26 protein-coding genes, 1 pseudogene and 1 riboswitch are annotated in these 24,558 nt (G+C 39.1%); of the genes and pseudogenes, 8 read left to right on the top strand and 19 right to left on the bottom strand.

Features of this window, described 5'->3' with window-relative positions:
- Positions 1–775 precede the first annotated feature (775 nt).
- The 3 genes from FBQ94_RS16280 to FBQ94_RS16270 all read left to right on the top strand — a co-directional run bounded on the left by FBQ94_RS16280 (position 776) and on the right by FBQ94_RS16270 (position 2,110).
- Positions 776–1,204 (top strand): hypothetical protein, encoded by a 429-nt coding sequence (locus tag FBQ94_RS16280; RefSeq protein ID WP_051006153.1) that lies wholly within the window; start codon positions 776–778, stop codon positions 1,202–1,204.
- A 510-nt stretch (positions 1,205–1,714) separates the two neighbouring features.
- Positions 1,715–1,876, top strand: coding sequence for a hypothetical protein (locus FBQ94_RS16275; protein ID WP_007220792.1), 162 nt, complete (start codon positions 1,715–1,717; stop codon positions 1,874–1,876).
- A 3-nt stretch (positions 1,877–1,879) separates the two neighbouring features.
- On the top strand, positions 1,880–2,110 hold the full coding sequence (locus FBQ94_RS16270; RefSeq protein ID WP_007220793.1) for a hypothetical protein: 231 nt from the start codon (positions 1,880–1,882) through the stop codon (positions 2,108–2,110).
- A gap of 213 nt (positions 2,111–2,323) precedes the next feature.
- Here FBQ94_RS16270 and FBQ94_RS16265 read toward each other — a convergent pair whose 3' ends face one another.
- The 5 genes from FBQ94_RS16265 to FBQ94_RS16245 form a co-directional block, all read right to left on the bottom strand.
- On the bottom strand, positions 2,324–2,716 hold the full coding sequence (locus FBQ94_RS16265; RefSeq protein WP_007220794.1) for a HEAT repeat domain-containing protein: 393 nt from the start codon (positions 2,714–2,716) through the stop codon (positions 2,324–2,326).
- A 147-nt stretch (positions 2,717–2,863) separates the two neighbouring features.
- Positions 2,864–4,588, bottom strand: coding sequence for a formate/nitrite transporter family protein (locus FBQ94_RS16260; protein ID WP_007220795.1), 1,725 nt, complete (start codon positions 4,586–4,588; stop codon positions 2,864–2,866).
- 161 nt (positions 4,589–4,749) lie between these two features.
- On the bottom strand, positions 4,750–5,088 hold the full coding sequence (locus tag FBQ94_RS16255; RefSeq protein ID WP_007220796.1) for a P-II family nitrogen regulator: 339 nt from the start codon (positions 5,086–5,088) through the stop codon (positions 4,750–4,752).
- Between the two features lie 86 nt (positions 5,089–5,174).
- Entirely contained in the window at positions 5,175–6,962 is a 1,788-nt protein-coding gene (locus FBQ94_RS16250) for a dynamin family protein (protein ID WP_007220797.1), read from the bottom strand.
- Positions 6,963–7,064: 102 nt separating this feature from the next.
- Positions 7,065–7,265, bottom strand: coding sequence for a hypothetical protein (locus FBQ94_RS16245; protein ID WP_007220798.1), 201 nt, complete (start codon positions 7,263–7,265; stop codon positions 7,065–7,067).
- 128 nt (positions 7,266–7,393) lie between these two features.
- Positions 7,394–7,455, bottom strand: a riboswitch (Fluoride riboswitch).
- 466 nt (positions 7,456–7,921) lie between these two features.
- Here FBQ94_RS16245 and msrA point away from each other — a divergent pair.
- Positions 7,922–8,482 (top strand): peptide-methionine (S)-S-oxide reductase MsrA, encoded by a 561-nt coding sequence (gene msrA, locus FBQ94_RS16240; protein WP_040543827.1) that lies wholly within the window; start codon positions 7,922–7,924, stop codon positions 8,480–8,482.
- A 42-nt stretch (positions 8,483–8,524) separates the two neighbouring features.
- Here the strand turns inward: msrA and FBQ94_RS16235 are convergent, their stop codons facing one another.
- Positions 8,525–9,166 carry a hypothetical protein gene (locus tag FBQ94_RS16235; protein WP_007220800.1) on the bottom strand — a complete coding sequence of 214 codons (642 nt, stop codon included), beginning with the start codon at positions 9,164–9,166 and terminating at the stop codon, positions 8,525–8,527.
- A gap of 21 nt (positions 9,167–9,187) precedes the next feature.
- Positions 9,188–10,099, bottom strand: a complete 912-nt coding sequence (locus tag FBQ94_RS16230; protein ID WP_285442268.1) for a hypothetical protein — start codon at positions 10,097–10,099, stop codon at positions 9,188–9,190.
- Between the two features lie 350 nt (positions 10,100–10,449).
- Here FBQ94_RS16230 and FBQ94_RS16225 point away from each other — a divergent pair, with 350 nt between their 5' ends.
- Positions 10,450–10,836 carry a ComEA family DNA-binding protein gene (locus FBQ94_RS16225; RefSeq protein WP_007220802.1) on the top strand — a complete coding sequence of 129 codons (387 nt, stop codon included), beginning with the start codon at positions 10,450–10,452 and terminating at the stop codon, positions 10,834–10,836.
- 12 nt (positions 10,837–10,848) lie between these two features.
- Positions 10,849–12,126 carry an AI-2E family transporter gene (locus FBQ94_RS16220; protein WP_007220803.1) on the top strand — a complete coding sequence of 426 codons (1,278 nt, stop codon included), beginning with the start codon at positions 10,849–10,851 and terminating at the stop codon, positions 12,124–12,126.
- 14 nt (positions 12,127–12,140) lie between these two features.
- Here the strand turns inward: FBQ94_RS16220 and FBQ94_RS16215 are convergent, their stop codons facing one another.
- From FBQ94_RS16215 to FBQ94_RS16165, 11 genes and pseudogenes are all read right to left on the bottom strand, one after another.
- A complete protein-coding gene (locus tag FBQ94_RS16215; RefSeq protein WP_007220804.1) occupies positions 12,141–12,812 on the bottom strand; it encodes a hypothetical protein in 672 nt (223 codons plus the stop codon).
- A gap of 362 nt (positions 12,813–13,174) precedes the next feature.
- Positions 13,175–14,305, bottom strand: coding sequence for an inorganic phosphate transporter (locus FBQ94_RS16210; RefSeq protein WP_007220805.1), 1,131 nt, complete (start codon positions 14,303–14,305; stop codon positions 13,175–13,177).
- A 32-nt stretch (positions 14,306–14,337) separates the two neighbouring features.
- A complete protein-coding gene (locus FBQ94_RS16205) occupies positions 14,338–14,697 on the bottom strand; it encodes a hypothetical protein (RefSeq protein WP_007220806.1) in 360 nt (119 codons plus the stop codon).
- Positions 14,663–14,953 (bottom strand): hypothetical protein, encoded by a 291-nt coding sequence (locus FBQ94_RS16200; RefSeq protein ID WP_285442267.1) that lies wholly within the window; start codon positions 14,951–14,953, stop codon positions 14,663–14,665. Before FBQ94_RS16200 ends, FBQ94_RS16205 begins: the two co-directional genes overlap by 35 nt.
- Positions 14,938–15,273 (bottom strand): hypothetical protein, encoded by a 336-nt coding sequence (locus tag FBQ94_RS16195; protein WP_285442266.1) that lies wholly within the window; start codon positions 15,271–15,273, stop codon positions 14,938–14,940. The genes FBQ94_RS16200 and FBQ94_RS16195 overlap by 16 nt, the downstream gene beginning before the upstream one ends.
- Positions 15,270–15,761 (bottom strand): hypothetical protein, encoded by a 492-nt coding sequence (locus FBQ94_RS16190; protein ID WP_040543547.1) that lies wholly within the window; start codon positions 15,759–15,761, stop codon positions 15,270–15,272. The genes FBQ94_RS16195 and FBQ94_RS16190 overlap by 4 nt, the downstream gene beginning before the upstream one ends.
- A gap of 763 nt (positions 15,762–16,524) precedes the next feature.
- On the bottom strand, positions 16,525–17,193 hold the full coding sequence (locus FBQ94_RS16185; RefSeq protein WP_007220809.1) for a TVP38/TMEM64 family protein: 669 nt from the start codon (positions 17,191–17,193) through the stop codon (positions 16,525–16,527).
- A gap of 75 nt (positions 17,194–17,268) precedes the next feature.
- A complete protein-coding gene (locus FBQ94_RS16180) occupies positions 17,269–18,027 on the bottom strand; it encodes a DUF547 domain-containing protein (protein WP_007220810.1) in 759 nt (252 codons plus the stop codon).
- 92 nt (positions 18,028–18,119) lie between these two features.
- The gene (locus FBQ94_RS16175) at positions 18,120–19,544 is read right to left on the bottom strand and encodes a dihydrolipoyl dehydrogenase family protein (protein WP_007220811.1); all 1,425 of its coding nucleotides are present in this window, start codon (positions 19,542–19,544) and stop codon (positions 18,120–18,122) included.
- Between the two features lie 12 nt (positions 19,545–19,556).
- The gene (locus FBQ94_RS16170) at positions 19,557–20,120 is read right to left on the bottom strand and encodes a DUF547 domain-containing protein (RefSeq protein WP_007220812.1); all 564 of its coding nucleotides are present in this window, start codon (positions 20,118–20,120) and stop codon (positions 19,557–19,559) included.
- A 60-nt stretch (positions 20,121–20,180) separates the two neighbouring features.
- Positions 20,181–20,308, bottom strand: a pseudogene (locus tag FBQ94_RS16165) (IS5-like element ISJca1 family transposase); the annotation flags it as partial.
- Between the two features lie 131 nt (positions 20,309–20,439).
- Here FBQ94_RS16165 and uvrB point away from each other — a divergent pair.
- Positions 20,440–22,398: an excinuclease ABC subunit UvrB gene (uvrB, locus tag FBQ94_RS16160; protein ID WP_007220813.1), complete on the top strand. Its 1,959-nt coding sequence runs from the start codon at positions 20,440–20,442 to the stop codon at positions 22,396–22,398.
- A 124-nt stretch (positions 22,399–22,522) separates the two neighbouring features.
- On the opposite strand, the gene FBQ94_RS16155 is transcribed toward uvrB, so the two are convergent.
- On the bottom strand, positions 22,523–23,011 hold the full coding sequence (locus FBQ94_RS16155) for a DUF456 domain-containing protein (protein ID WP_502872699.1): 489 nt from the start codon (positions 23,009–23,011) through the stop codon (positions 22,523–22,525).
- Positions 23,012–23,148: 137 nt separating this feature from the next.
- Here FBQ94_RS16155 and FBQ94_RS16150 point away from each other — a divergent pair.
- A partial coding sequence (locus FBQ94_RS16150) for a SemiSWEET family transporter (RefSeq protein ID WP_285442264.1) occupies positions 23,149–24,558 on the top strand: 1,410 nt, incomplete at its 3' end.

Below are 24,558 nucleotides of genomic sequence, written 5' to 3'. Positions count from 1 at the left end.
GAGTTTTACTCAATTGGTTGCTAAATAAGTTTAATTTGGTCGCTAGCCCAAAATCTTAGCTATAATTTATTTGCGGCGGCAATACGATAAAATTGTAAACAGTAATTCACGTCTTTCGCAATAAAAACGTGGTATAACACGGCGTTCAAGACAGACGTGGTCGCGCCGTCCTCGTAACAGGTTCAGGTTTGCTGGGTAGAAGCGATGGTTTTTCAAACAAAGGTACTTCCCCGGCCAAGGACAGAAGGGGGTCAAGGGATACTTAAGTCATAGCAAAGAGACGAGCGTTTTTCTTAGATTATCAAAAGAGTTGGAGGCGATTTGTCAATAATAAAGATTTGACCCCTATATGGACTCTATATGGACTATATGGACTGACCCCTATATGGACCCCTATATGTATATGTATGTATATGTATACTATGCAGGAACCGGGAGTTTCCAAAAAGGTGGCTGTTAAGTTTGAGGAAATTGAACGCAAGGTTGCTTGAAAATATCTTTATTCCTTATCGTAAGGCTTGCTTTGATTTTTCTTGAAAATTAGTGGTTGCTGAAGCTATTTAAATGATTTGAAAATAGCAGAATGAAATCGGGAAACACAGAAGGGGGTTATGGAGGCGATTTGTCAATAATAAACAGGCTGTCCGAGAATAGGTATTTTATCAAATTCTCGTGTCATAAGTCCTTTAATATCAATACCTGATTTTTTGGATTTTACATTCTCGGACAACCTCTCAAGGTGTGATCCTTTTTACGGGAACTCTGAAGGGAAAACATGCACAAAGCATCGATCCTGCCTCTCACACTCGCATTCGTTCTTCTTGGATGCGGCACCGTTCCAACACCGATGTCTAAGGTGAAGCAGGTACCGCAATCCCGAGTGCGCGCGGCTCTTCCTTCCGCTTCCAAGTCGCCGGCGCGAATAACGGTCATTCGAGACTCGGGGTTTCAAGGAATAGAACATGTCTTTGAACTCTGGATCAACGGCATTCTTGTCGCTGAATTGAGGCCGAGGGAAGCTTTCGCTTTTGATGTTGATCCCGGTCTGGTCTTTCTTGAGATTCGAATGTTCAACATCATCGGAACGGTTGCGCCTGTTCAGGTAGAGACAACTGTCGAGCCGAACAAGGGATACTTCTACCGCGCCGGAATTGATGGGCAAGTCAAGCTCCACCTAGTTAGGGACCTTTCGCTGTCGCAATAGCATCAGCAACGTCTGTGCAGCAGGCGCCTAACTATTGCGTCCAGACGGATCGGTCATCGGCATGCCCGCGGTGCGGGCCGCTTAGCTCAAACGTTGGCGTGTCAAGAATGGGGTCAAAAGAAATGGTATTTTGATTATACCGTGATACTTAAGTCATATGGAGAAAGCATTGCTGCATCCTGCAAAGAGACGAGCCTTTTTCTTATGACCCCTATGATGACTGATTAAGAAGAATTGCGAATATATTTTCTCGCTTGTTGGGGGAGTAGATAGTGTGATACATGACGCATGAGACAATAGCTTGAATCTTTATGTGTGGTAGCTTCTTATGAAGAATGAAGAAAGCGCCTAACTTAACCTGCATTGCGCCGCTAGTCGAGGCCTCCTCCGTGAGTCATTCCTGACGTTGGGCATATAGATTATAAGGGTGAAAAATCCTGTGTATTTTGAGATAATAGGAGAGATTCAGGATATTGAAACTATTGCCATAGGAGGAAGAATACGTGTATAATGCGGATTCAAAAACACTTTGGTCATGGTCGCTGGCGCAAGCTTAAAGGTATTGGAAAAGTTTGTCTTGAAAATGGAAGGATATGTAATGCAGAGTTACACTGGTACGAAGCACATGGTATTGGCAGAAAGAAAATGAAAATCAAGAGGTTTTTGGGTTAAACTATGGAAAGAGAAAAGGAAGATCAGACATTTGCGATTTGTATAGGAAATAAAGACTGTGAAGATTTGGAAATACGCAAGATTTATCAAATCCTTCCGGACGACGATGCCGAAAGGGAAGGATATATTAGAGTTGTTGATGAATCCGGTGAAGACTATCTTTATCCACAGTCCTATTTCATTCTTGTTAAACTACCTCACGAAGTGAAAGAAGCTTTAATAATAGCAAGATAGATGTTTGAATTCGTCTAACAAAAACGCCCCACATGACCACTATTCCACTACCGCTCCATATGAATGGAATCACGCCTTGACAGGCTGTCCGAGAATGTTTTCACACGACAAATCCTATACTATATGTTGATAAAATATTAGCACAACAACAATATTTAGTATGGTATTTGTGAGTCAATTGAATTCGCGGACAGCCTGTAAAGATATATTCAGTTATTTTTCATGATACTCTGTGAATCCCTTGCTTATTATTGACTTTGCCATTCTTTTTATCAGGCCTACATCTGAATCGATCACTTTCAGCATAAATTCCTTGGTCTCTGGTATTCCAACTTCATTAAGGGTATTAAGAATTTCCATTTTTAAAAAGGTATTGTCTGTTTGTTTAAAGAGCTTTATAATCGGCCGTACAGCTTTTGTACTTTTAAGTTTACCAAGGATATGAATAGCCCGCCGAACTGTCTCCCGCTCTGGATGCCTGAGTGCATTTACCAACTTTTCCTCAAAATCTTTATTCACATATTCTAATATATCGGCACCACAGAAAGGGCATATGAGATCGATTTCTTTGATCTCCTTCCAACACAAAGGACAAAAGAATGTCATGATATTTTACCTTAAGGAAAATACAATCAATTAAATCAAAAGTTTCTATCCAATTTCCTATAAAACATGGTTTCCTTCTAACATTAAACGAACCATCATATTCATTATGATAAGTAATGATTTATTACTATTTGTATATCTAAAGATTTATTCACTATCCGTAGAAAATTCTTTTTCCGAGGAAAAAGATAAATAACGCATGTGTGGCCGCAAATAAAGAAACCAAAACACTGCACCAATCAGAATAACGCCACCGATGAGATTTCCCAAGGTAACGGGAAGAAGGTTGTTGATAAAAAACCCCTTCCAGGTAAGTTGAGAGAGATCTAGTGTTTTTCCTGCCATTCTTTCTGCTACAGCGACGACATCCGGATGTTTTCTCAAAATTACACCCATTGGGATAAAATACATGTTTGCAACGCAGTGTTCAAACCCGCTGGCAACGAAACCACCAATGGCAAACAGAGTCGAAATTACCTTATCTGCTACACTCCTACTGCTGTAGCACAACCAGACATTAAGACATACCAATGCGTTGCAAAGTGTACCTCTTGCCAGGGCCTCTTCAAAAGAGAGATTAACTTTTTTATGGGCAATAAGCAGTGCCTTCGCACCTGTCATACAGTGGAAAAATTCCCACTGGTGTGCCGTATACATCCAATAAACCATCATAAGGCCGCCTATAAAATTACCAACATATACTAAGGTCCAGATCCTAAACAATTCACGTGTCATAATCTTTTTACTAAGATAACCTACAATATTTAAATTGTTACCCGTAAAAAGTTCAGAGCCAGCAACTTCGACCAGTATAAGCCCAAGGGAAAATACAATACCAGTAATGAAAGAAGTAAATCCAGCGTGTAAGGCAGAATCGCTTGTCACAAAGGTGGCAAACTGGGCACCCATAGCAACATAAATCCCGGCTAAAATGCTCAATACAAGTGTTTGTGTAACCGTTAATCCTGCCCTTATTACTGCCTTATTTTCAACTACAGAGGCTGTCTGTGAAGGTGAATATGCTACATCTCTATCTATAGTTTGGGTAGACTCTGGAATATTATTTTCTGCCATCTTTCGCTTTCCTTTGCAAGGGGTAAGATTTGAAAGATCTGGTATTCCACCATGAATCTTTTCGGCGGCAGCCAGTACCGCTCGATTCTCTTTTAGGATAATTCCCATAGGAATAAGCCACATGTTAACAACACAGTGTTCGAATCCACAGGCCATAAGGCAAGACGTAGGCCAGAGTAATGACAGTATTTTATCGAGATTACTTTTACCACAATAGCACATCCAGACACCGAGACACAGCAAGGCATTGCCCATCATTCCCCGTGCAAAGACTACACCGAATGGGATGTTTACTTTATCATTGGCCGTAAGGACTATTTTCGCGCCCAGGAGATGATTATTCATCATCCATTGGCCAGAGGTGTATAGACATAATACAACGGCTAATGCACCAATAAAATTGCCAAGAAATGTAATGACCATATTCCTGGTAAAGGCCTTACCGGAAATTTTCCGGGCCATAAAAGACATCGCAACAAGGCAATTTCCCGCAAAAAGTTCGGCACCGGTAATCACAATTAAAACCATTGCCAAAGTAAAGGCCACACCGCCAACAAGTTGATTTATACCATAATTAGATGTTGCAGTATGTGTTACTAATATAAAGAGCTGAGCACCAAGTGCCATAAAAACACCAGCAAGAATACTTAATACCAGCGTAGTTAAAGTGTCAAGACTGGATTTTGTTACACCTACCAGACCCACTCTATTAGTCATTTCTACCGACCCATAGGTATCAATTTCAAGTACTGGTATGATATACTTCTGTTTACCAGTGCCATCCCATGTATCAGGCATACATGGCATCCTTTTTTGATCGTTATTTAACATAATACTATGTCCCCCCGTAGGGGCGAAGCATTTGCAAGGGTATGGGAAAATACACTCATTTCACGATCAGCAAATGCTTCACCTCTCCTCTATTCCTTAATTTGTTGAAAAATTCACAATCACATTATTTAGATTGCAATCTCTCCTGACTCGCTGGTACGAACTCGATAAGCGTTCTCTATATTGAAAACAAATATCTTCCCATCGCCAATACTCCCCGTTTGAGACTCATTGATGATAGCAGTAACAATACTTTCCACATCAGTATCTTTGACAACAATTTCAATCTTGAGCTTTGATAAGAGATCAATGCGAAATCTTCTCCCGCGCCACACCTGATCTATCCCTTTTTGATTCCCATGTCCATTTACCTTTGTTACCGTCATCCCTGGATAGCCCAATTCTAATAAAGCATCCTTCACGGTATCAAACCTTTCAGGCCTAATTATTGCTTCTATCTTTTTCATAAAGACCTCCATTTGTTTAAAATGAATATACGAAAGATACTCTGAAATTTAGACTTCTCGTAATTGAAAAACTAAGGGTATTGTTTCTACATCTGCTTACTCTCTTTATCAATTAAATTACCAGTGTTCCATATATTTTCAAGTTTCATTCTATTCCCTTCAAGGATTTCTGCTTTACTCGTTAATAAGGCAAGTTCAACACGTATAGACTCACTTCCTGCCTTTCGCCTCTCCTGGCCTCTTTGAATTGCCTGTTCTATCTGCTTAATGAGGTCACTCCCAAGATCCTTCAATTGTTTAGAGTAATGATGAATAGTTTTACAAATCCTTGCTGATAAATCAGAGCGTACCCTGCCGCAATTTCGACTCACATCAGAGGATACCCGCTCCATCATCTCATGTAAAACCATCTTTCTGCTTACCGATTTAGGCAGAAAGGTGCGCAGAATAGACTTGACCTCTTCTTCGGTAGGAGCCGTATATTCCTGGACCATGTAATAAAAACTATTATCCCTGGTTAGTTCAACGGAAAATTCAAATTGATTCATGGATACCTCAAAGAGTATCTCTGCAGCCGTCCTAAACTCACACATAATGTCGTTGGAACGTTTTGTAAAACGATGAAAGGTTTCCTGGATACTATTTGAGATTATGCCCTCGATATCTTTCCTAAACACATCAAATCCCTTAACAATCTCATCCTTGATAATCTTCTGCATCTCATCCCTTAAGATCGTTGGATTTGTATCTTGATTTTTTTCAAAAAAATCCTGGAGGAAGCGCTTTATCGCCGGTATCTCCTTTTCCTCAAAAACCTTTAACATCTCTTCTACCTTGAAACACAACTTGTCCGATTCACCCCTGAGCAGACAGGTAATATCCTCTCTGTCTTGTTTCAGGTTTGCAACAAGCTTATGAAAGGTTTTGATTTTATTTTCCAACTCTTCCTCGGAAGCCTCTAGTGTCTTTTTCTCAATGGCTATTTGTGACAGTTTCTGTAAAATAATTCGTTTTACCTTGGATACCGCTGTATTTAAGATGATTTTACCTTTCTCTGAAGCAAGAAAATTACCTAATCTATCCTCCAGGTTCAAAAGTCCACTCTGTGAAAGCTGAATATCGTTTTTCGTCATCTTAGCCTTAAGTGCTTCCCTTGCAGAGACGGGTAATATTTCATGAACAGTAAATCCCATCTCTTCAAGAACATGCTTGTTGAAGGCAATAATCTCTTCGATTTCCTCAGGAGACAAATTATCGATCTTATTCAAAACAAAGAATATTTTTTGGATAGAATCTTTAATCGTATCAAGGAGTTCTTTTTCTACCTGTGAGATGGGTACGTCAGCACTCATGAGGAACAATGCCGCATCCAGATGGTCTAAAAACTCATACGTCGTTTCTGTATTATGCAGAAAGGTAGATCCTACACCGGGCGTATCTACCAGCAACATACCCTGCTCAAGAAAAGAAGACGGATGCTCGATACGTGCACACCGTACACCACGTATATTTTTCGGGTTTCCTTTTTCTGTTACATAATCAGAAAGTTCTTCTATGCGAATCTTCTTCTCACTACCGTCTTCCATAAAGACACCGCATCTGACTTCTTCACCAAACTTCAGGATCGTTACAACAGATGTTAGTGGCACTATGGATGAAGGGAGGATTTCTCTGCCAATCAGACTATTAATAAGTGTCGTCTTACCTCTTTTGAATTGGCCCAGGGTTACCAGGTTAAAACAATTGGATACCAACTGTTCCTTGATGGTAAGCAATCGATCATCCGTTTTCCCGAACTCTTCTTTCGTTAGAACCTCAATATCTTCAATAACAGCCAGTATTTCTGTTTTCTGTTTTATAAATTCCTCTAACATGGAACACATTCCTCTCTCAAATAACTCATAGCAATATTTTTCACAGCAGCACTTGCCGTTGTTACCCTTCCTGCAACTCTCATGATCTCTTTTTTATAAGTCTTAAACCATCCAATTATCCATCCCAAAACAAGAGCTACTGTCAAATATATATTTGCCGTTCCTTAAAACAACATGATCCTTAATGGTTTCACTATTCAGTATCAAGTACATCATAAAAGCATCGTACAAATCTAACTTCGTATATTCAACGCCCAACAAACCTAAATTCTGAAGATCCTTAACGCCGATAACTTTCTCCATAAACTCCTCCTATCGATCAGGGAATAGGGGAATTATCTTTCAGATAATACTGAAAAACAAAAAGCCCCTGTCAAAACTATATGCTTCGACAGGGGCTTTTCCAATAAAAAAACTCCTATCGAAGGAAAACCTCAATAGGAGTTATCAGCTACCGTGTAGCAGTTTGGCGAACTCCATCGCCTTAGAATTCTTTAATAATCGTAAATTTACAATACATCCAATTGGTTGTCAAACAAATTTTATAAAAACGATAAAAGCCATCACCCTTAGTATTTTCAGTACGCCTGGTGGTTAGCTCAATTTTATCCCTTTTTATGCGTGATTTAAAAGAATGGCAAGGTTAATAATAAGCAAGGGATTTACGGATTATCATGAAAAATAACTGAATATATCTTTATCCAGGACTTCATGCTATTATTTTACTATAATTTGGATAGTAGGATATTCTGATAGGCCCTATAAAATTTAACGTTGACCACGGTCTTATAGAAAAGTTGAGTTTCATTTCTCAACCTATAAAATTAAAATTAAGCCGAATTAATAATTACTATATATTTTCTATGAGGATTAAAATGAAATATATTATCTTTATCTTGTGTTTTATAAGTTATCTGTATTTTTTAAATATTGATTCCAAAGCTCAGAATGGAGGTCAAATGAGATCTACTTTTCCTGTGGATAATGGAAAGGAAATTGCAACACTTGCGGGAGGATGCTTCTGGTGTCTGGAAGCTTTGTTTTTAGAACTGCGTGGAGTAGAGAAGGTGGAATCTGGCTATTCCGGGGGTAATGTACCTAATCCTTCATACGATCAAGTTTGTACCGGAACTACTGGCCACGCTGAGGTGGTTCAGATTACCTTTGATCCTATGATTATTTCATTTAGAGAACTTTTGGAGGTTTTCTTTACTATACATGACCCTACGACATTGAACCGCCAGGGTGCTGATGTAGGTACACAATACCGTTCAGCGATTTTTTATCACACACAAGAGCAAAGGGAGATTGCCGAACATGTGATGAAAGAATTTCGTGAAGCCAAAATATGGGATGCACCGATAGTAACCGAAATGAAGGCATTCACAGCATTCTATCGGGCAGAGGAGCATCACCAGGGATATTATAAACGCAATCCTGAGCAACCGTATTGTCGCATAGTAATTGCGCCCAAAGTGGCTAAACTTCGTAAGCAGTATCGTGCAAAACTGAAGAAGTAACGTCTTAATCCGCTATGTATAAGATTATTTGATGCCGCTTTTTTACTCTTGTATATTCCCTTCTAAATCATAAGTCCAGGAATAATTATGAGTAGCGTCGAAGATTACTTTTTTGAACCCTAGTTTTTTAAGCGAGGGCAAAAAACCTGTACCATTAATTACTCTGTATATGAGAGGGTATGACCATGATACATACTCTAATTTTAAAATGGTTTTTTCTTCTCCGTCTAATTGCACATTTACGTACATGTTTTTGCCTATAAAATACTTCTCCAGTTTGCCTGCCACTTCTTCCCGTTGTTTTCTCATACATTCCTGGGTTAAGATCGCCGATACTTTTTCCATTTCTGCTTCTTTCTGCTTTACTTCATCCATGAGCCTTTGTGCTTCGATATATTCAGGAGAATCGCGTTTAATAGCCTCCAAATGTATTCTTGCATCATAAATTTTTTCCTGAGAAAATTTTAACCAATTTTCATTCAACTTATATTCATTAATTAACGCCTTCTTGGCTTCAATAAGATGTTCATAGGGGGTTAATTCTTCTGGCTTGATTTTGTTCATAAATGCAGGCTGTTTTATGTTTTTTGTGTCCAATGTAACCATAACAAAAAGAATGCTTACACAAATAATACATAGACCAATTGCCCACTGTCTTTTGTGCTGACGTTTTGATTGATGCATTTTGGTATATCGTACATTGTTTTATTGGTTAATTTGAGGTGCTTGTCTTACGAGTTTGCAAAGATGATAAAAACAAAAATATTCCCATGCGAAAGGTCCAAATCCTAAAAATCCTGCAATAGGCATTTCAAAAATCTTGACGTCCTTCATAAAGGGAGCTGTATATACCCATTTTGATACAGCCCAGTAATTCCAAAATTCCCACAGGAAACCACAGATATAGCCAGCTATAAACAAGCTCAGTATACGCGAGAGCCTGCCTTCTTCTAAATCCCTGAGTAATGAATTTCCTTTACTGGAATATACAATAGGTTCAAATATCATTACATATCCAGTCCATACAAGCCCAAAGAGATATTGAGCATAGTCTCTGCTTATGAGTAATGGCGCCATAATAAAAAAGAATCCGAGTACAATACTGGTGTAAATAACCCTGTTTGAGACATGGAGGCTGCTAATCCGAAATCGTTCGAAGAGCCGAAGTGTTTCAATAAGTTCTGTTGTCTGGAACATCCCCGGCATAATCATTCCAAAGGCTAATCCCATCCCCAGGCAAAGTTCTATTTTATTTTTGGGTAAACCTTGATACTCCCAGTTTGCGAGGTGCAAGTTATAAAATTCAAATAAGAGCCAGAAAGCAATAGACAGAGGTATTTGAATGTAAAACTCGCGTCTGCGATTACAGAGAAGCGAATTTCCTTTAAGCTTAAAAATAACAGCATCTAAAAACATCACATAGCCTAACCAACACAAAGGAGTCGTCCAGATACTTACTTTATATGCAAAGGAGACATGATGTTGGATAAGTAAACAAAACTCTACAAAACAGATTAACCCAATACCCAGCCAGCCGTGGTATTTAAAGATGAGTGGTTTTTCACTCATAGCGGCCTTTACGGCTGTCTCGCGATTCGTCTTGAAATATTTCGCCATAGATTTTTTCCCTTTGAAAAAAGGAGTTGGCAGGGAGCTTCTTTCCGTTACTGATTCCCTTGAAGACAAGGAGGGTTTGCTCTTTTGCAATTACCATTTTTAAGATTGTTAATACAATTTGGATTCTACCTGAACTAAGATAATTATTTCAAGATAAAAAGGTGATTTCTGATTTTTGAAGATATTAGAGATAGTGATCCTTGTCTGATTTCAGTTGAAATAATTCCCTTGACACTCAAACAGATTCAGCATAGCATCTATTTTGATGTTAGGAATTTCAGTGTTGAGGTTCTTCTGTATCATTTCACGACTCAGGGTGCCTTTATTCCTTATGAGAATAGGTTATCTCTATGTTAGAGAAATTGCCGAATAGTACCTCTCCTACAAAAAAACAGCTCATAGTTATTTTCTTTTTAACGACACTATTATGTATTGGCGTTGTGATAAAAGCAGGTACGGATTACCATTGGTGGCTACCCGAAACAGAGGTAATACGTAATCTTAATCCTGAGGATATAAAAATCAAACTGGATGTTAATAAGGCTCCCTGGTATGAGTTGGTTTTATTGCCAAAATTAGGTGAAGTAAAGGCAAAGGCAATTGTGAACTACCGTGAAAAATACGGTGATTTTAAAACCCCGGAAGAATTGGCAAAGGTAAACGGTATTGGAACATCTATTATAGATGCCATAAGAGAACATATAAAGATTGGACCGGATACGGCTTCTGTAGACTGAAAATAAAACTTTATGGAAAAAGAACAAAAGATATTAGACAACATATGGATGCGGGTCGTACTTATCGGTATTTCAATCGTTATTTTTTCATTCTTTTGTTACTTGCTGAGAGGGCCGCTTGTTTCCCTTCTCCTCGCATTCATTGTTGCTTATATTTTTAATCCTGTGGTTAATTTTTTTGAGCGAAAGCGATGGCCGTTTACCCGAAAACATATACAACGTGGATTTGGAATAATTTTTCTCATTCTTGCTGTTTTGCTATTTACATCAGGATTTTTAGCTTACGCAATACCTAAAACAGCTGACGGGGTTTATAGAATAGGTGTTTTAATAAAGGAACGGTATCCAAAGTATTTACACGTCTTTGAGGGATTGATCGAAAGATACGGAGATAAAGAATTTGCTCAATTAGTAAAACCAATTCTGCAGGAGCAAATTGAAAAAGTGAAATCAACGGAGAATGAAGAACAAAAAAAACAGGAGCATGCTGAGAAGACTGAATCAGAAGAGATAAAAAAACAAAAGGTAAAGGATGTCCTTACTGCTCCGGAGGAGCAAGTTAAAAAAGAGGTTCGGGCGCAAAGAAGACGTTTAGCTGAAGCAATACAGGAATATAAAAAATATCTTCCGCAGATTATCAATTTTTTCTTAAAAATTATTAAGAATATTTTTTATGGTACCTTCGGATTCTTTAGTGTTGCAGTAAATTTTATTATCTTTAGTGTTGTAGCTATATACTTACTTAAGGACTTTAATGTCCTTGTCCAAAAAGTAAAAAATATTTTTCCTTTACCAATAAGAGACAAGGCAATGGCCCTTTTATCTAAAGTAAATCACAATCTCCGGTTTTATCTGAGAGGCCAAACTATTACTTGCCTTGTTCTTTCCTTTATCTATAGCATTGGTTTAACAATTACCGGGATTGATCTAGCGTTTCTTGTTGGTTTTATAGGAGGTTTTGGTAATCTGATTCCCTATGTGGGGACTGCTATTGGTATTTTTCTAGCATCTATTATTGCTCTTTTCGAATTCGGTGATTTCAAACATCTCTTATATGTTATCATAACATTCAGTGTTGGACAATCGCTTGAAGCAACGGTAATAACACCGAGAATTATGGGAAAGGAGTTATCTCTGCATCCTGCTCTGGTAATTTTAGCTATCCTGATTTTTGGCCAACTATGGGGATTTTTAGGGTTACTGTTAGCAGTTCCGATTGTAGCTACGCTAAAAGTTTTTATTGATGAATTTATTTCAATGTACAAATCTTCAAAATATTATACCGGGTAAAATTTATGCCCGTATCAAAAAGCCTTAAGAATGAAATGCCCTACAAGACTATGACGCTCATAAGAAAGCAAATAAACATGGAGGGAATTTGGATTGTCAATATCCCTGTGAAGAACAGGCCCATCAACAGCCAGTTTATGATGATTAACCCATGTATCCTTTGAATCCAGCAGTACGCTAAAATAAGGGCTCTTGTTGGGTGGATTCCTCTCTAAATCTTGATAACCCTGGAAGAACGGGGGTACTTCGATACCCATCGGCATGTATAAGCCCTGTGGATAATCCTCGATCCGGAGCTGGGGAAGCTGATTTAACTTAAATCCGCTTACGAAAAACCGATTCTCTTCACCCGTTTTAGAATCTTTAAAAATAAGTTCTATCTCCTGTAACACATCCTCCGAAGCAGGTGATTGAATATCCCTTATCATAGCTCTCGTAAACTCAGCAATTTTCCAGTATTCATTTTTCCAGGGTTTTTTAACAAAATATCTTCCGGGAGAAGCAAATGTTGCAAATTCAACCGGGTGATGCCCATCGTAGAAATCCTTCCATGTGATAATATTCCAAAAATGCGTTGTCCGGAGTTTTTTCTTTTGCTCTCCGAGTGCAAAAACACGCTCATGAGCCAGAAATTCTGCGTGAGCTTCCTTTGCGGAGATAACCTTTCTTAGAATATTTAAACTCACATGAGACCCGGCAGGGTCTACCCAATGCTCTAACCTCTACCATCGCCGATTTTCCCAATAAGATAAACCACTAATCTCTTCAAATACCTTTTTATAATGCCCAAGAGGAAAGATAAACCATCCCTGGTAATACAGGGCCTTTTGTCCATTCTCTTTTGTATAGAGGAAAACTTCCCAAAGGCCGGCATTCAAACAATTTTTTGCAATCTCGGCTGAATAGAGATTCTCTTTTTCGAATCCATCACCACCAGTGATCTCAATGTACTCCGAGTTCGGTTCGAAGCTTAACTACCGTTAATTTTCTTATTGAGAATATTCCTTTAACATGTTTTAAAAACCCTCTAAACATTGTATGCTTAGAGTTAATTGAATAACCAGTTTTCTAGTATCCAGTACGCGCCGCCGCTAAATACCGCGGCAGCAGGCAAGGTTATGAACCATGACAGAAGTATTTCCAGTACTCTACGAATATTTGCATGTTTTGTAATTAAACCTATCCCAAAAAGGGATCCCACTGATACATGGGTAGTAGATACAGGCATTCCAAATTTACTAGCACATATTACAAGAATACCCGTAGCAAGGTTTGCAGTAAAACCCTGCCCGTGATTTAATTTTGTGATTTCATTGCTCATGGTATTAGCCACTTTTCTGGCGCTAAAAAGTCCGCCAACAGCCATACCAAGCCCAACAGCCAACATGCCCCAATATATAGATAAACCTTTTATTAACAATAAGAGGGCTACGATCTTTGGTGTATCATTAAGACCTCTGGCAAAACTTACGATTCCAGCAGAGCAGAAGTGCAGGGAATCCAGCAGTCTTTGGCTATTCATACCTAAAAAATAACCTTTATAGATCTCCCGGCAGTTCTTTTCTTCATCAATGGTAACACTAAGGGTACTGCCGCAGTTTGCTGAAAGAGAAGCGGCAGGCTCATATGATGGAATTATCTTTTTCTGCTTGCCGACACAAAGACACCACTCTTTTGTTATACCTGATCGAATTCGAATATTCCGGAAAATAACATAAAGAATACTACCGGAGGCTATTGCGATAACAGGGCTCAATAAAAGAGGAAGTAAAAAAGAGGTACCTAAAATAGCAAAATTTACCTGCGTGCCTATGGCTATAAAACCTGCACCAATCAAGGCGCCTGTTAAACTGTGTGTTGTTGAGATGGGAAATCCCGTGATCGTTGCAACCATAACTGTAAGAGCAGCACCAATTCCAATTGCGGTAAGAAATTCAGGAGAGTTTGTAGTGCTTTGAGGAACAAGCCCTTTCCCGGAAAAGGTATTTACCAGGTTGTATGCAAGGAAAATGGAAGCTATCGAACCTGCAAATGTTGTAAGGGTTGCCCACCATATTGCACATTTATACGTCGTGGTCCTGCTACCAAAAAGCGTTGCAACACCCTTAAAATTATCATTAGCACCATTTGTGTATGCAAGAAAGCATGTAGCCAGAAAAAGAATTGTTAAGATTGCCATTTAGCACCTCCTTTTCAAATGTTTTCAGGTCTTTATTTGCTTTTCTCTATGAGGCTCCTCATTGCTTCTGAGATTATCTTCTCATGCTGCTCTGCCGTCTCAGCCCTTCCGTACTTTTCAATTATTTTTTCCCATTCAGGTGTACCGTGATATTGATGGCAGCCTATACACAAACCCTCTCTTTCAACAAGGTTTCTCTCGCCGGAATTTAATGGCCTGTCCTCAGGCATCGGCATGTTCTGTACCTGTTTTCCACTTCTCACAACAAGTTGGTCTAAAGCATAAGGAAAATCCTCTATTCCTGGAACCTGCCATTTGCCGGACTTCTTCGCACCGGGGATATCTCCGTACGCCCCTTTAGACAAGTCCTGAAATAAAGGACTGCCACCCAATAGTTTCCCGGTACTCCTTGAATTGCCCGTTCCATATCCTATAGTTTTTGGATTGGTGTGGCAATCCTCTTCTTCTTCCTCTCGTATGGCAATGGGTACACTGTGCCGCCGGTATAGCAGAGGTAATACGAAGTTTTAACGGATGTGGGCGATGGCCATCATCTTTTATTGTAGGGTCATTTCCCTCATATTTACCGTCGTTTCCGTAAAGTACATGGCATGCGGCACAACCGGAAGCCCTCAGGTCTCCGCACACTGTTTTCTGTAAATATCTGAAAAACCTGCTTTTTCTTCTGAGCCAAATACTTTCATCACCTCTTCAAAATCAGGGATTTCATCTACTTTTTCAAGTTTCCTTAAAAAACCTGCGGTAACTGCTTTTTCAACCCATTCCTTGTATTCCTGAGAACCAACCCTTGGAACTGCACCATCTGTATCTATCATGTTAAAGTTTCCAAAAGGAAATGTGCCTTTCGGTATTACCCCGTTTGAAGACAGTATCTTACTTGATATTCCTGTCATCAGGGAGTGCAAAGACATTGACATTCTGTATGTGTAGTCTATTTCCAGCGTCATGGAAGGTTCTGAAAAAAGGAGTTGCTGCGACATAAGTTCTCCTCCAACAGGCTGGCTGAGAGGTTCTCCCATGAGTGTAGGTATACTTCCTTTACTGTCATGGCATTTTGCGCAACCTTTTCCCTCATGGAGTACCCACATACTCGACGGGTTTGAAATGAGTCCTCTGTGAGCTTCTTCCTTTTTACCGGATGAGGGTTCCCCTTCGTGGCAGATTGTGCATTCGTGGCCGACCCTTTTTTATACTTCTGTCTGGCAAAGCTTAAAAGAAAAGGCTGCATCCTGTCACTAATAACTTCAATTCCTTCGTGGCATGATAAGCATCCTTTCTTTTCTGCATCTCCCGTTTCGTTTTCCTTTTCTGTAGTATGTACCACCTTATTTGCAGTTAAAGAACCATTAGTATTATGAGGATTAATACCTTTACATCCCCCAGACATTCCTATAATAAAAGTGATAAGCCCTATCAAGAATAAATTCCTTTTCATTGTTTATAAAATTCCCCTCTCTAATTCTAATGTTTGAACGACTAAAACACACAGTAAACATAGATTGCACAGCGTGGCAAAGCTGTAACCAAAAATATTTTAACCACGAAGTTCACTAAGGACACGAAGAAAGACTTAATTTATAGAACCTAGGCGGGTTCATGTTTGTAACTTGAACCCTATGTTTTATGTTGCCGATCACGTCTTCGATTACACATAGCGCCGTTATCTACATAAACTCAGAAGTTCAGGTTGCAAACCCGAACCTGCAGGGAAAGATTTGTTTTATAGTTTTTTTACTTCGTGCCCTTCATGCTCTTCGTGGTGTTAAAAAGTTTTTTTTAAATTTTGGTCATTTGAATTTGTTTCGCATTTCGTGCTTAGTATTTCGTATTTCCTTTTCGCCGTTTCAAAGTTGGTTCAATCGTCCATGATTGAACCGAAACGTTTAGCATGTTTCATACGCCTGGCGTAAACTAAAACGTACTGGCCAGTGCTAAACGCATGGTTCAATCTACAAGGTTGAACCAACCATAGTCGTTGCCAAAAGCCTAACTTAAGATTCTCTGTTTTTATTTTCCTGTATTGACGGACAGGGATAGAACATTATTTAACGTCAATATCTTTTGATTTTTTGCAACAATTGAGTTTTTTGAAAAGTTTCCGACAATAACAATGTGTTACACGCCGCGTAGGGGCAGGTTTCAAACCTGCCCCTATCAATAAATACCATTCGTGCAGGGGTCTTCAAAAAACTCAATTGTTACGATTTTTTAAACCTCTTATAAAGAGTTGGTGCAAGTGAAATTACTATCAATAATGAACTGGCTATTATTAAATTAATCCAGGCCTTTTTCCTGGCCCCTGTGGCTCCTTTCAGGAGTGCATCTGCAAAATAGGTGTAAATAAACGTACCTGGCAGCATACCTAAAACAGAACCCAATACATAATCACGATATTTAATCCTGGAAAGACCTGCTCCAAAGTTAAGTGCATTAAAGGGGATAAGAGGGATGAGCCTGAGGGTGAAAATAAACCGGAAACCATGACTGGCGACCTTTTCGTCAAATGATTCTATTCTTCCTTTCATAAGACCGGCAACAAAATCACGACCAAAGTATCTTGCCATTAAGAACGCGAGGGTGGCACCTAAATTAGAGGCGAGTATATTGTAGACAGTACCCCATATCACGCCAAATATTGCACCACCAATTAATGTCAAAAGTGAACCGGGAATTGCAAAGACACATCCAATGCCATAAATAAGAATAAAAGCCACCGGTCCCCACCAGTGTTCTCTCAACTGTTCAAGAAGACCTAAAAGCTTGTCTTTTTGGATATATTGTGATAAGAAGGTATACCTGAGGGCAAAGAAAGCGCCCCCAATGGTACCAATGAAAATGCTGAATTTTATTATTGATTTCTTATTCATCGGAAATAATATTATTCCTTCACCTACTCAAGACAAACAATAAATGGAAATATATTCCCACAAAAATGAGAATATCTATGATTTTTGCTCATTCAAGCCCCAATCATAATCAAGGTATTTTACGATAACTTTATTATTCCTTATGAACTCTGCGTCATCCTGGTTTAGATATTTTGCAGCATACTCCTCAATCTTTTCGCCTTTCTTTACAAAATCTTCCTCATACCATGTAAAAATCGATGAGAGATACAGAATCTTTTTTTCTTTATCTAAATAATTCTTTTTCCTGTTATTGAGAAAAGACCTTGCTTGATCATCTAATTGATGTTCCAATTTCTCAGTCCTGTATGCCTCTGTTCGTAACTTTGGACAACTCATTGAGGCACAACTAATGGCAAAATGTATTCTCGGTTCATGGAATGCCTCTCTTAGCATTTCATTCTCGATCTCTCGCAGTGTTATCTTCCCTTGTTTCGTCTTAAATTTCTTTCGGATGAAAAAACCGTGAGGAATCCAACCTACATCAAGGACACTTTTTATCGGATATTCTTCTAATACCCCTTTTAGAACAAACGCATTATAAGCATTTATCCAGAAAACCAACCGGTGTTTATCGGACGGCAGTGTATCAGGGTCTATCGTGGAAAGATATTCTCTATATTTTTCAAATTCCTTATCCCCTTTCAGTGACTTGTAATCAACCATTCCGTCTTCCGTAACATATTGCTTTAGAATACGATCATAGAGAGTGTTTGGATCATTTTCTTCAGCCGCATAAACGGTAATTACCATACCCAAAATCAGTATAGGAACCAGAAGTATAATCATTCTCATTTCAACCTCCTTCTGCAATGATTATCTGCAATGATTAATAGCTACGACTACGATAAACAACTATGAGGAATAATATCTTGAAATGAGATGCATTATCCAAACCATCGTATCAGCTTCTTGGTAAATTTCGGAACCCATCCAGAAAATATCTTTTCAGCATAGTATTTATCCGTTGTCCTTTTTACTATTTGAGCTAATGTCGGATAGACATGGATCGTTTCTGAAATATTTCTCACTCCAAGATTACTCTTCATTGCCAGGATAAACTCGTGCACTATTTCTCCGCCCTGTGGTGCAAGGACATGAGCACCTAATATCATGCCTCTCGTTGTACAAACAATCTTAATAATTCCTTTTGCTGCACCTTCTATGATAGCCCTATCCAAATCTTTTACATCATATTTATATACCTTTATCTGCTTGTATCTTTTTCGTGCCTCATCTTCCGTTAATCCAACACGACCCAGTTCTGGGTCGGTAAAGGTAACCCATGGAACGACACGGTAATCTGCCTTTCGCTTCACAAAAGGAATCAAGGCATTTGGTATTACAAGGCCCGCCTGATATTCGGCTACATGGGTAAATAAATATTGCCCTGTAACATCTCCGCATGCCCATATATTCTTAGCAGTAGTACGCATATACTTATTTACCAGAATCCCTTTCTTTTCTGCCTTAATTCCAGCAGCTTCAAGATTTAGTCCCTCTAAATTAGGCGCTCGTCCAATGGCAATCATAAACTCATCGGCTTGAAAGGTCCTTGGCTGTCCGCTGCATTCTGCTACTACGACCTTTAGATTTCCTTCTTGCTTAACACGATCTACATTAATACAGGTGTATATCTCAATTCCCTCTTCCTTAAGGATTGATTCAAGGGTATCAGCAAGCTCTTTATCCTCGCGCGGCAGAACTTGCCCCATCTTTTCTAAAATAATGACCTTCGATCCAAATCTTGCAAACATTTGTGCAAATTCAAGTCCTATTGGCCCGGCTCCTAATATAATTATTGATTTCGGTAAATAATCCAACCCAAGGGCATTCTCATTGGTTAAATATTTGATATTTTCAAGTCCTTTGATCGGAATTGCAACTGCCCTTGACCCTGTAGCGATAACAAATTTTCTACTGGTAATCCTGTGGCCATCGAATTCGAAAGTATGAGGGTCGATAAACCTTCCATTGGCAAAAATGACTTTTACCCCCATATTCTCAAATCTTTTTGGATCATCGCGTTCGCCGACCTTTGTTATTACGTCTCTCATATGATTCACAACGTTTTTGAAATCGAATGAGACAGTGGTTTCATTCAATCCATATGCTTTTGACCTTTTTATGTTAGATACTATTTTGGCAGAATGAATTAAAGTCTTCGTTGGAACGCATCCAGTATAAAGACAATCTCCGCCCAGTTTATTTTTCTCAATAAGGGCAACCCTGGCACCCAGTTGGGCAGCGCCACTTGCAACATTTAATCCACCAACCCCGCCTCCAATTACCGTAAGATCATAATCGGCCATAATCGGTCTCCTTTACTCCAAAGATTTATTCAAATTCCAGTTGTATGGTAAATACCGTATCCTTAAATTATTGATATTTTCTAAGGTATAATCTTTCACATCCTCATCAGCAAAGTTGAGTACATAACGTATTACCTGCTGTTGTGTTTTACCAAAATCAGAGGCATACCATTTGAATATCTGGGAAAGGTAGAGTATGTTACTGTTCTTATCAAGCACAATGCCCCTACGATTACCAAAACTCCTCCCTGCAATATCAAGCTGCTCATGAATACGAGCAGGGTCATAAAATTCTATGGGAGGGCAGGAGCTTGCCGCACAAACGAGGTCAAAGTGAATACGGGGATCCAGTTTTGTTACACACAACGCCTTTCTCTTATCAAACCATGAGAATTGTTTTAGTTTAGAGCCAGGATGAGGACTATTGGCGCGTAGTATCCCATGCTCTATATCATCAGGAGTGAAGAAAAATCCGCCGATAACATATCCAATGCGTCCAAAGAAATTAAAAACCTCTTTAACCGAACTTTCTATATCCAGTTCTATAACACCGTGGATAATAAGGATATTATACATGTTAATGGCTTTGTTGCACAAATCTGATAAAAAAATAGTTTTTTTCCTGCATCGTGTAATTTATGCGATAGCATAACTTTCAGGCATTCCCAGTTCTATAATACGGTTTAGAAAAGCTGCCTTGATACCGGCTTCTGTCCTTTGCCAAGCAAGATCCTGGCATGAAACTTATCGCCAAAGACCGTTTCGGAAAAGATAAAGACAGATAAAAATTAAATTCCCTTGAAAGCCTTTAGATTACTGATAAAATCAAAGGGAACAGAAAAATAAAAATGTATAAAAAGCTTAAAATTAACGGGAATAGTATACGGGTTAGTCTATGTCTATTTTTAAATTAGTTTCGTCATTTACTCCGCAAGGTGATCAGCCTCGTGCGATACAACAATTGGTTGAAAGTTACAAAAACAGTGTGGGTTCCCAAACCTTATTGGGTGTAACAGGTTCAGGGAAGACCTTTACTATGGCAAATGTTATTGCAGCTTTGGGAAAGCCTACTCTGGTCATGACTCACAATAAGACTCTGGCAGCTCAGCTTTACAGTGAGTTCAAAAGTTTTTTTCCGGAAAATGCCGTTGGATATTTTGTCAGCTATTATGATTATTATCAACCAGAAGCGTATATTCCACAGCGCGATATCTACATTGAGAAAGAATCGACCATTAATCAGGAGATCGACCGGTTACGGCTCCTGGCTACGAGCGCTCTTATGTCACGAAGGGATGTTATTATTATTGCCAGTGTCTCCTGTATCTACGGCTTAGGCTCTCCTGAAGAGTATCAGGAGATGTATGTACATCTTTGCAAGGGTGACTCGATAGAACGAAATAAACTTTTAAGGAAGCTTGTCAGTATCCAATATGAGCGGAATGATATCCAGTTTATTCGCGGCTCATTGCGGGTACGCGGAGATGTGGTAGAGGTATTTCCTGCCTACGAGGAGATTGCCTATCGTATAGAACTATTTGGTAATGAGGTTGATAAAATTTCTAAAATTAATCCCATGACAGGAAATTTCTTACAGGAAGTACAAGATATATCGATCTATCCTGCCAAGCACTTTGTTATGCCGGAAGGAAAGATTGAAGGGGTGGTCAGATCAATCGAATATGAACTCAATGATAGACTTAAGGATCTTCGTTCAAAAGAAAAGTTTTTAGAGGCACAGCGTCTGGAGGCGCGTACCCGCTATGATATGGAAATGCTTCTGGAGGTAGGTTACTGTCATGGTATCGAAAACTATTCACGGCATCTGAGCGGCCGTGCACCTGGAGAAACACCGTATACTCTTTTCGACTATTTTCCGAAAGACTTTTTCCTTATTATAGATGAATCTCATGTTTCTATTCCACAAATCGGAGGTATGTACCATGGAGATCGGGCGCGCAAAGAGGTTTTAGTCGAATATGGCTTCCGTTTACCCTCTGCATTAGATAATCGGCCTTTAAGATTTGACGAATGGGAATCGAAGATACATCAGATCTTATTTGTCTCAGCAACGCCAGGTTCCTATGAGTTAAAAAAATGTCATGGTACCATAGTTGAACAAATTATTCGTCCCACAGGGCTTGTTGATCCAATAATCTCTGTGAAACCTGCAAAGACGCAGATAGAGGACTTGTTGAAGCAAATCAGGAGCAGGGCGCAGAAAAAGGAACGGGTACTGGTAACCACATTAACGAAGCGGCTTGCAGAGGATCTTAGTGAATATATTAAGGAAGAGGGACTGAAGGGTATGTATCTTCATTCCGAGCTAAATGCTATAGAAAGGGTAACGATTTTAAGGGATTTAAGGTTAGGGAAATTTGATGTATTGGTGGGTGTTAATCTACTCAGAGAAGGTTTAGACTTACCGGAAGTTTCTTTCGTAGCAATTTTGGATGCAGATAAGGAGGGCTTTCTCCGTTCAGAGACCTCGCTCATACAGACTATTGGCAGAACTGCAAGAAATGTAAATGCCGAGGTGATATTGTATGCAGATGAGATAACAAATTCGATGAAACGAGCAATGGACGAAACCAACCGCCGCCGTACCCTGCAAATTGCATATAATAAAAAGCATAATATCACGCCAGCTACCATACAAAAAGAGATCAAGAAGGGCATTGAAGATGAGGTTGCATCTCATAAGATCGTTTATGAGACCGTTGCTGAAAGTGAAGAAGAATACATTACCCAGGAGTTTGTGAATGAATTGGAAGAAGAGATGCTTAAGGCCGCAGAGGCATTGCAATTCGAGCGGGCAGCTGAGCTAAGGGATAAAATACAACAGATACGATAAAAGTGCAGCATGGGCAGTTTATCATCAAAACCGAAACAGACCGCCAGGAAAGTCGCATCGGAAAGGTAAAAAGAAGGGAATCTAAGGAATAAAAGAATTCAAATTTTACAGGTGAATCAATTTGCTAAAATACTTTCCAGATAAATATAATAATCATAGCCAGTCCAATTATTATTTTTACTATTGACCCTCCCAGAAAACCTGCAAAATTACCCAAGCCAGACTTCAATGCCCCCTTGTAACTCTTTCCGCCAATAACCTCAAAGACAACAGTGCCTGCAACAGGTCCTAATATCAATCCTATAGGGCCGCCCATATAAAACCCAACTCCGGTGCCTATTATTGAGCCTATTATTCCCCATTTTGTGGCGCCAAACCTCTTTGCTCCATATACATTCCCAAGATTTTCAAGTACAATAGAAAAAATGGTAAGGAGCGCAAATATCAGTAATATCATCCACGTAATTTTTTCAAAATGTGTGAAGAGAGCATAGAGAAATGCCCCAATCCAAATAAGGGGGATACTCGGTATTATGGGCACTATAATTCCAGCCATACCGACCACCATTATTATGAGCGAAATTACAAATAAGATAATTTCCCAAATTCCCATATTTTGCCCATCCATGATACATACCCGATACAAGAAATTATTTTTGAAAAAAAGTAATAATACGATAATATACCATTGTAGCTTATGTCCAACAAAATCGCCTGGATAAAGTTAAATATTTGTAAGGTGGAATACTTATGATATGGTTTTTAATAGGAGTAATTGCTGCAATCTGCTCGTCAATAGGATTTATACCACAAATCATTCAGGGTATAAAAACTAAATCATTGTCTGATGTTTCGCCAGCCATGATGACCATTGTAGTAGTAGCAAGCAGTTTGTGGTTAGCTTATGGAATCCACATAAAAAATTCTACCATTATATTTTCAAATGTATCCACACTCTCATTTGCTATAATAACTCTTTTATTGCGTTTTTTATTTAAACCTGAGTTTGTTCAATTAAAGAGAAAATTACTATCGATTCCAATTAAAAACCGGCTTATTCTTTTGCTCATCACCTTTACGTTGTTGCCGTTCGTTTTACTGAGGATTTTAGCGTATCCAAGAATACAGGCTGATGTTCAGGAAGTGTTGATACGGAATCTCGAGGGTATTGTCCATAAACAGGCTGAATTGGTAACTAACTGGATATATGAGAGGGTAAAGAATGCGCGTGTAATTGCAAACAATCCCCTCATAGCAAAAGGTACGGAGATTACTAAAGAGGATAAGGATTATCCCGAAATTGTTCAATATCTTGAAGAAATTAAGAATGAATATGGATATAAAGGGATAATGATGAGTAATAATAAGGGATTAGTAACCGTTACTACCTCAGGAGAGAGTATCGGAAGGGATATCCTGCAAACTGATTATTTTCATGGAGCAATGCAAGGAGATTCATTTGTATCAAGTATTGTTCCATCTGAGATTCCCCTTATCAATGAATACGCAGAAGAAGAACTGGGTATTCCTACGATGTTTGTTTCAACACCATTGAAAGATAAAGGGGGGAATATCACGGGCGTTGTTGCATTGAGGATCGATGTATCCAGGCTGAACGATGTAATGTTAAGCCTTAATCTGGGGAAGACAGGGAAAACGTATCTTGTCAACAAAGATGGATACATGATTACTGAATCACGGTTTGCAGGATATCTCAGAGATATGGGGCTAATAAAAAAGAGATGTGCGTTAGAGTTGAGGGTGATTGATCGGGAAACGGGTAAAGTAACTCAAGGTGTTCAACAGTGCATTTCAGGTAATAACGGCTTTGATGCACAGGGCTATAAGGATTATAGCGATGTAACCGTGTTAAGTGCATGGCGCTGGTTGCCTAAGTTTCATTGGGGTGTTATAGCAGAAATCGACAAAGATGAAGGATATGGAGTCGCTTATAACCTGAATTATATTGTATGGGGTGTGCTCTTAATTCTTGCATTTCCCTTTGTTATGGTAGCATACCTTGTGGGGAAAAAACTTTCAGTGCCGATTCTTAAGTTAACAGAAGTGACCAAGAAGATGGCATCAGGAGATTTAGCACAACGGGTAGACATCCAGAGAGAAGATGAGCTGGGTGAATTGGCAAGCTCATTTAATGTTATG

The organism is Candidatus Jettenia sp. AMX1 (assembly GCF_030263775.1).
Taxonomy (GTDB): domain Bacteria; phylum Planctomycetota; class Brocadiia; order Brocadiales; family Brocadiaceae; genus Jettenia; species Jettenia caeni.
Note: the sequence above shows the minus strand (reverse complement) of the source record. Positions and strands in the feature narration are given on the sequence as shown.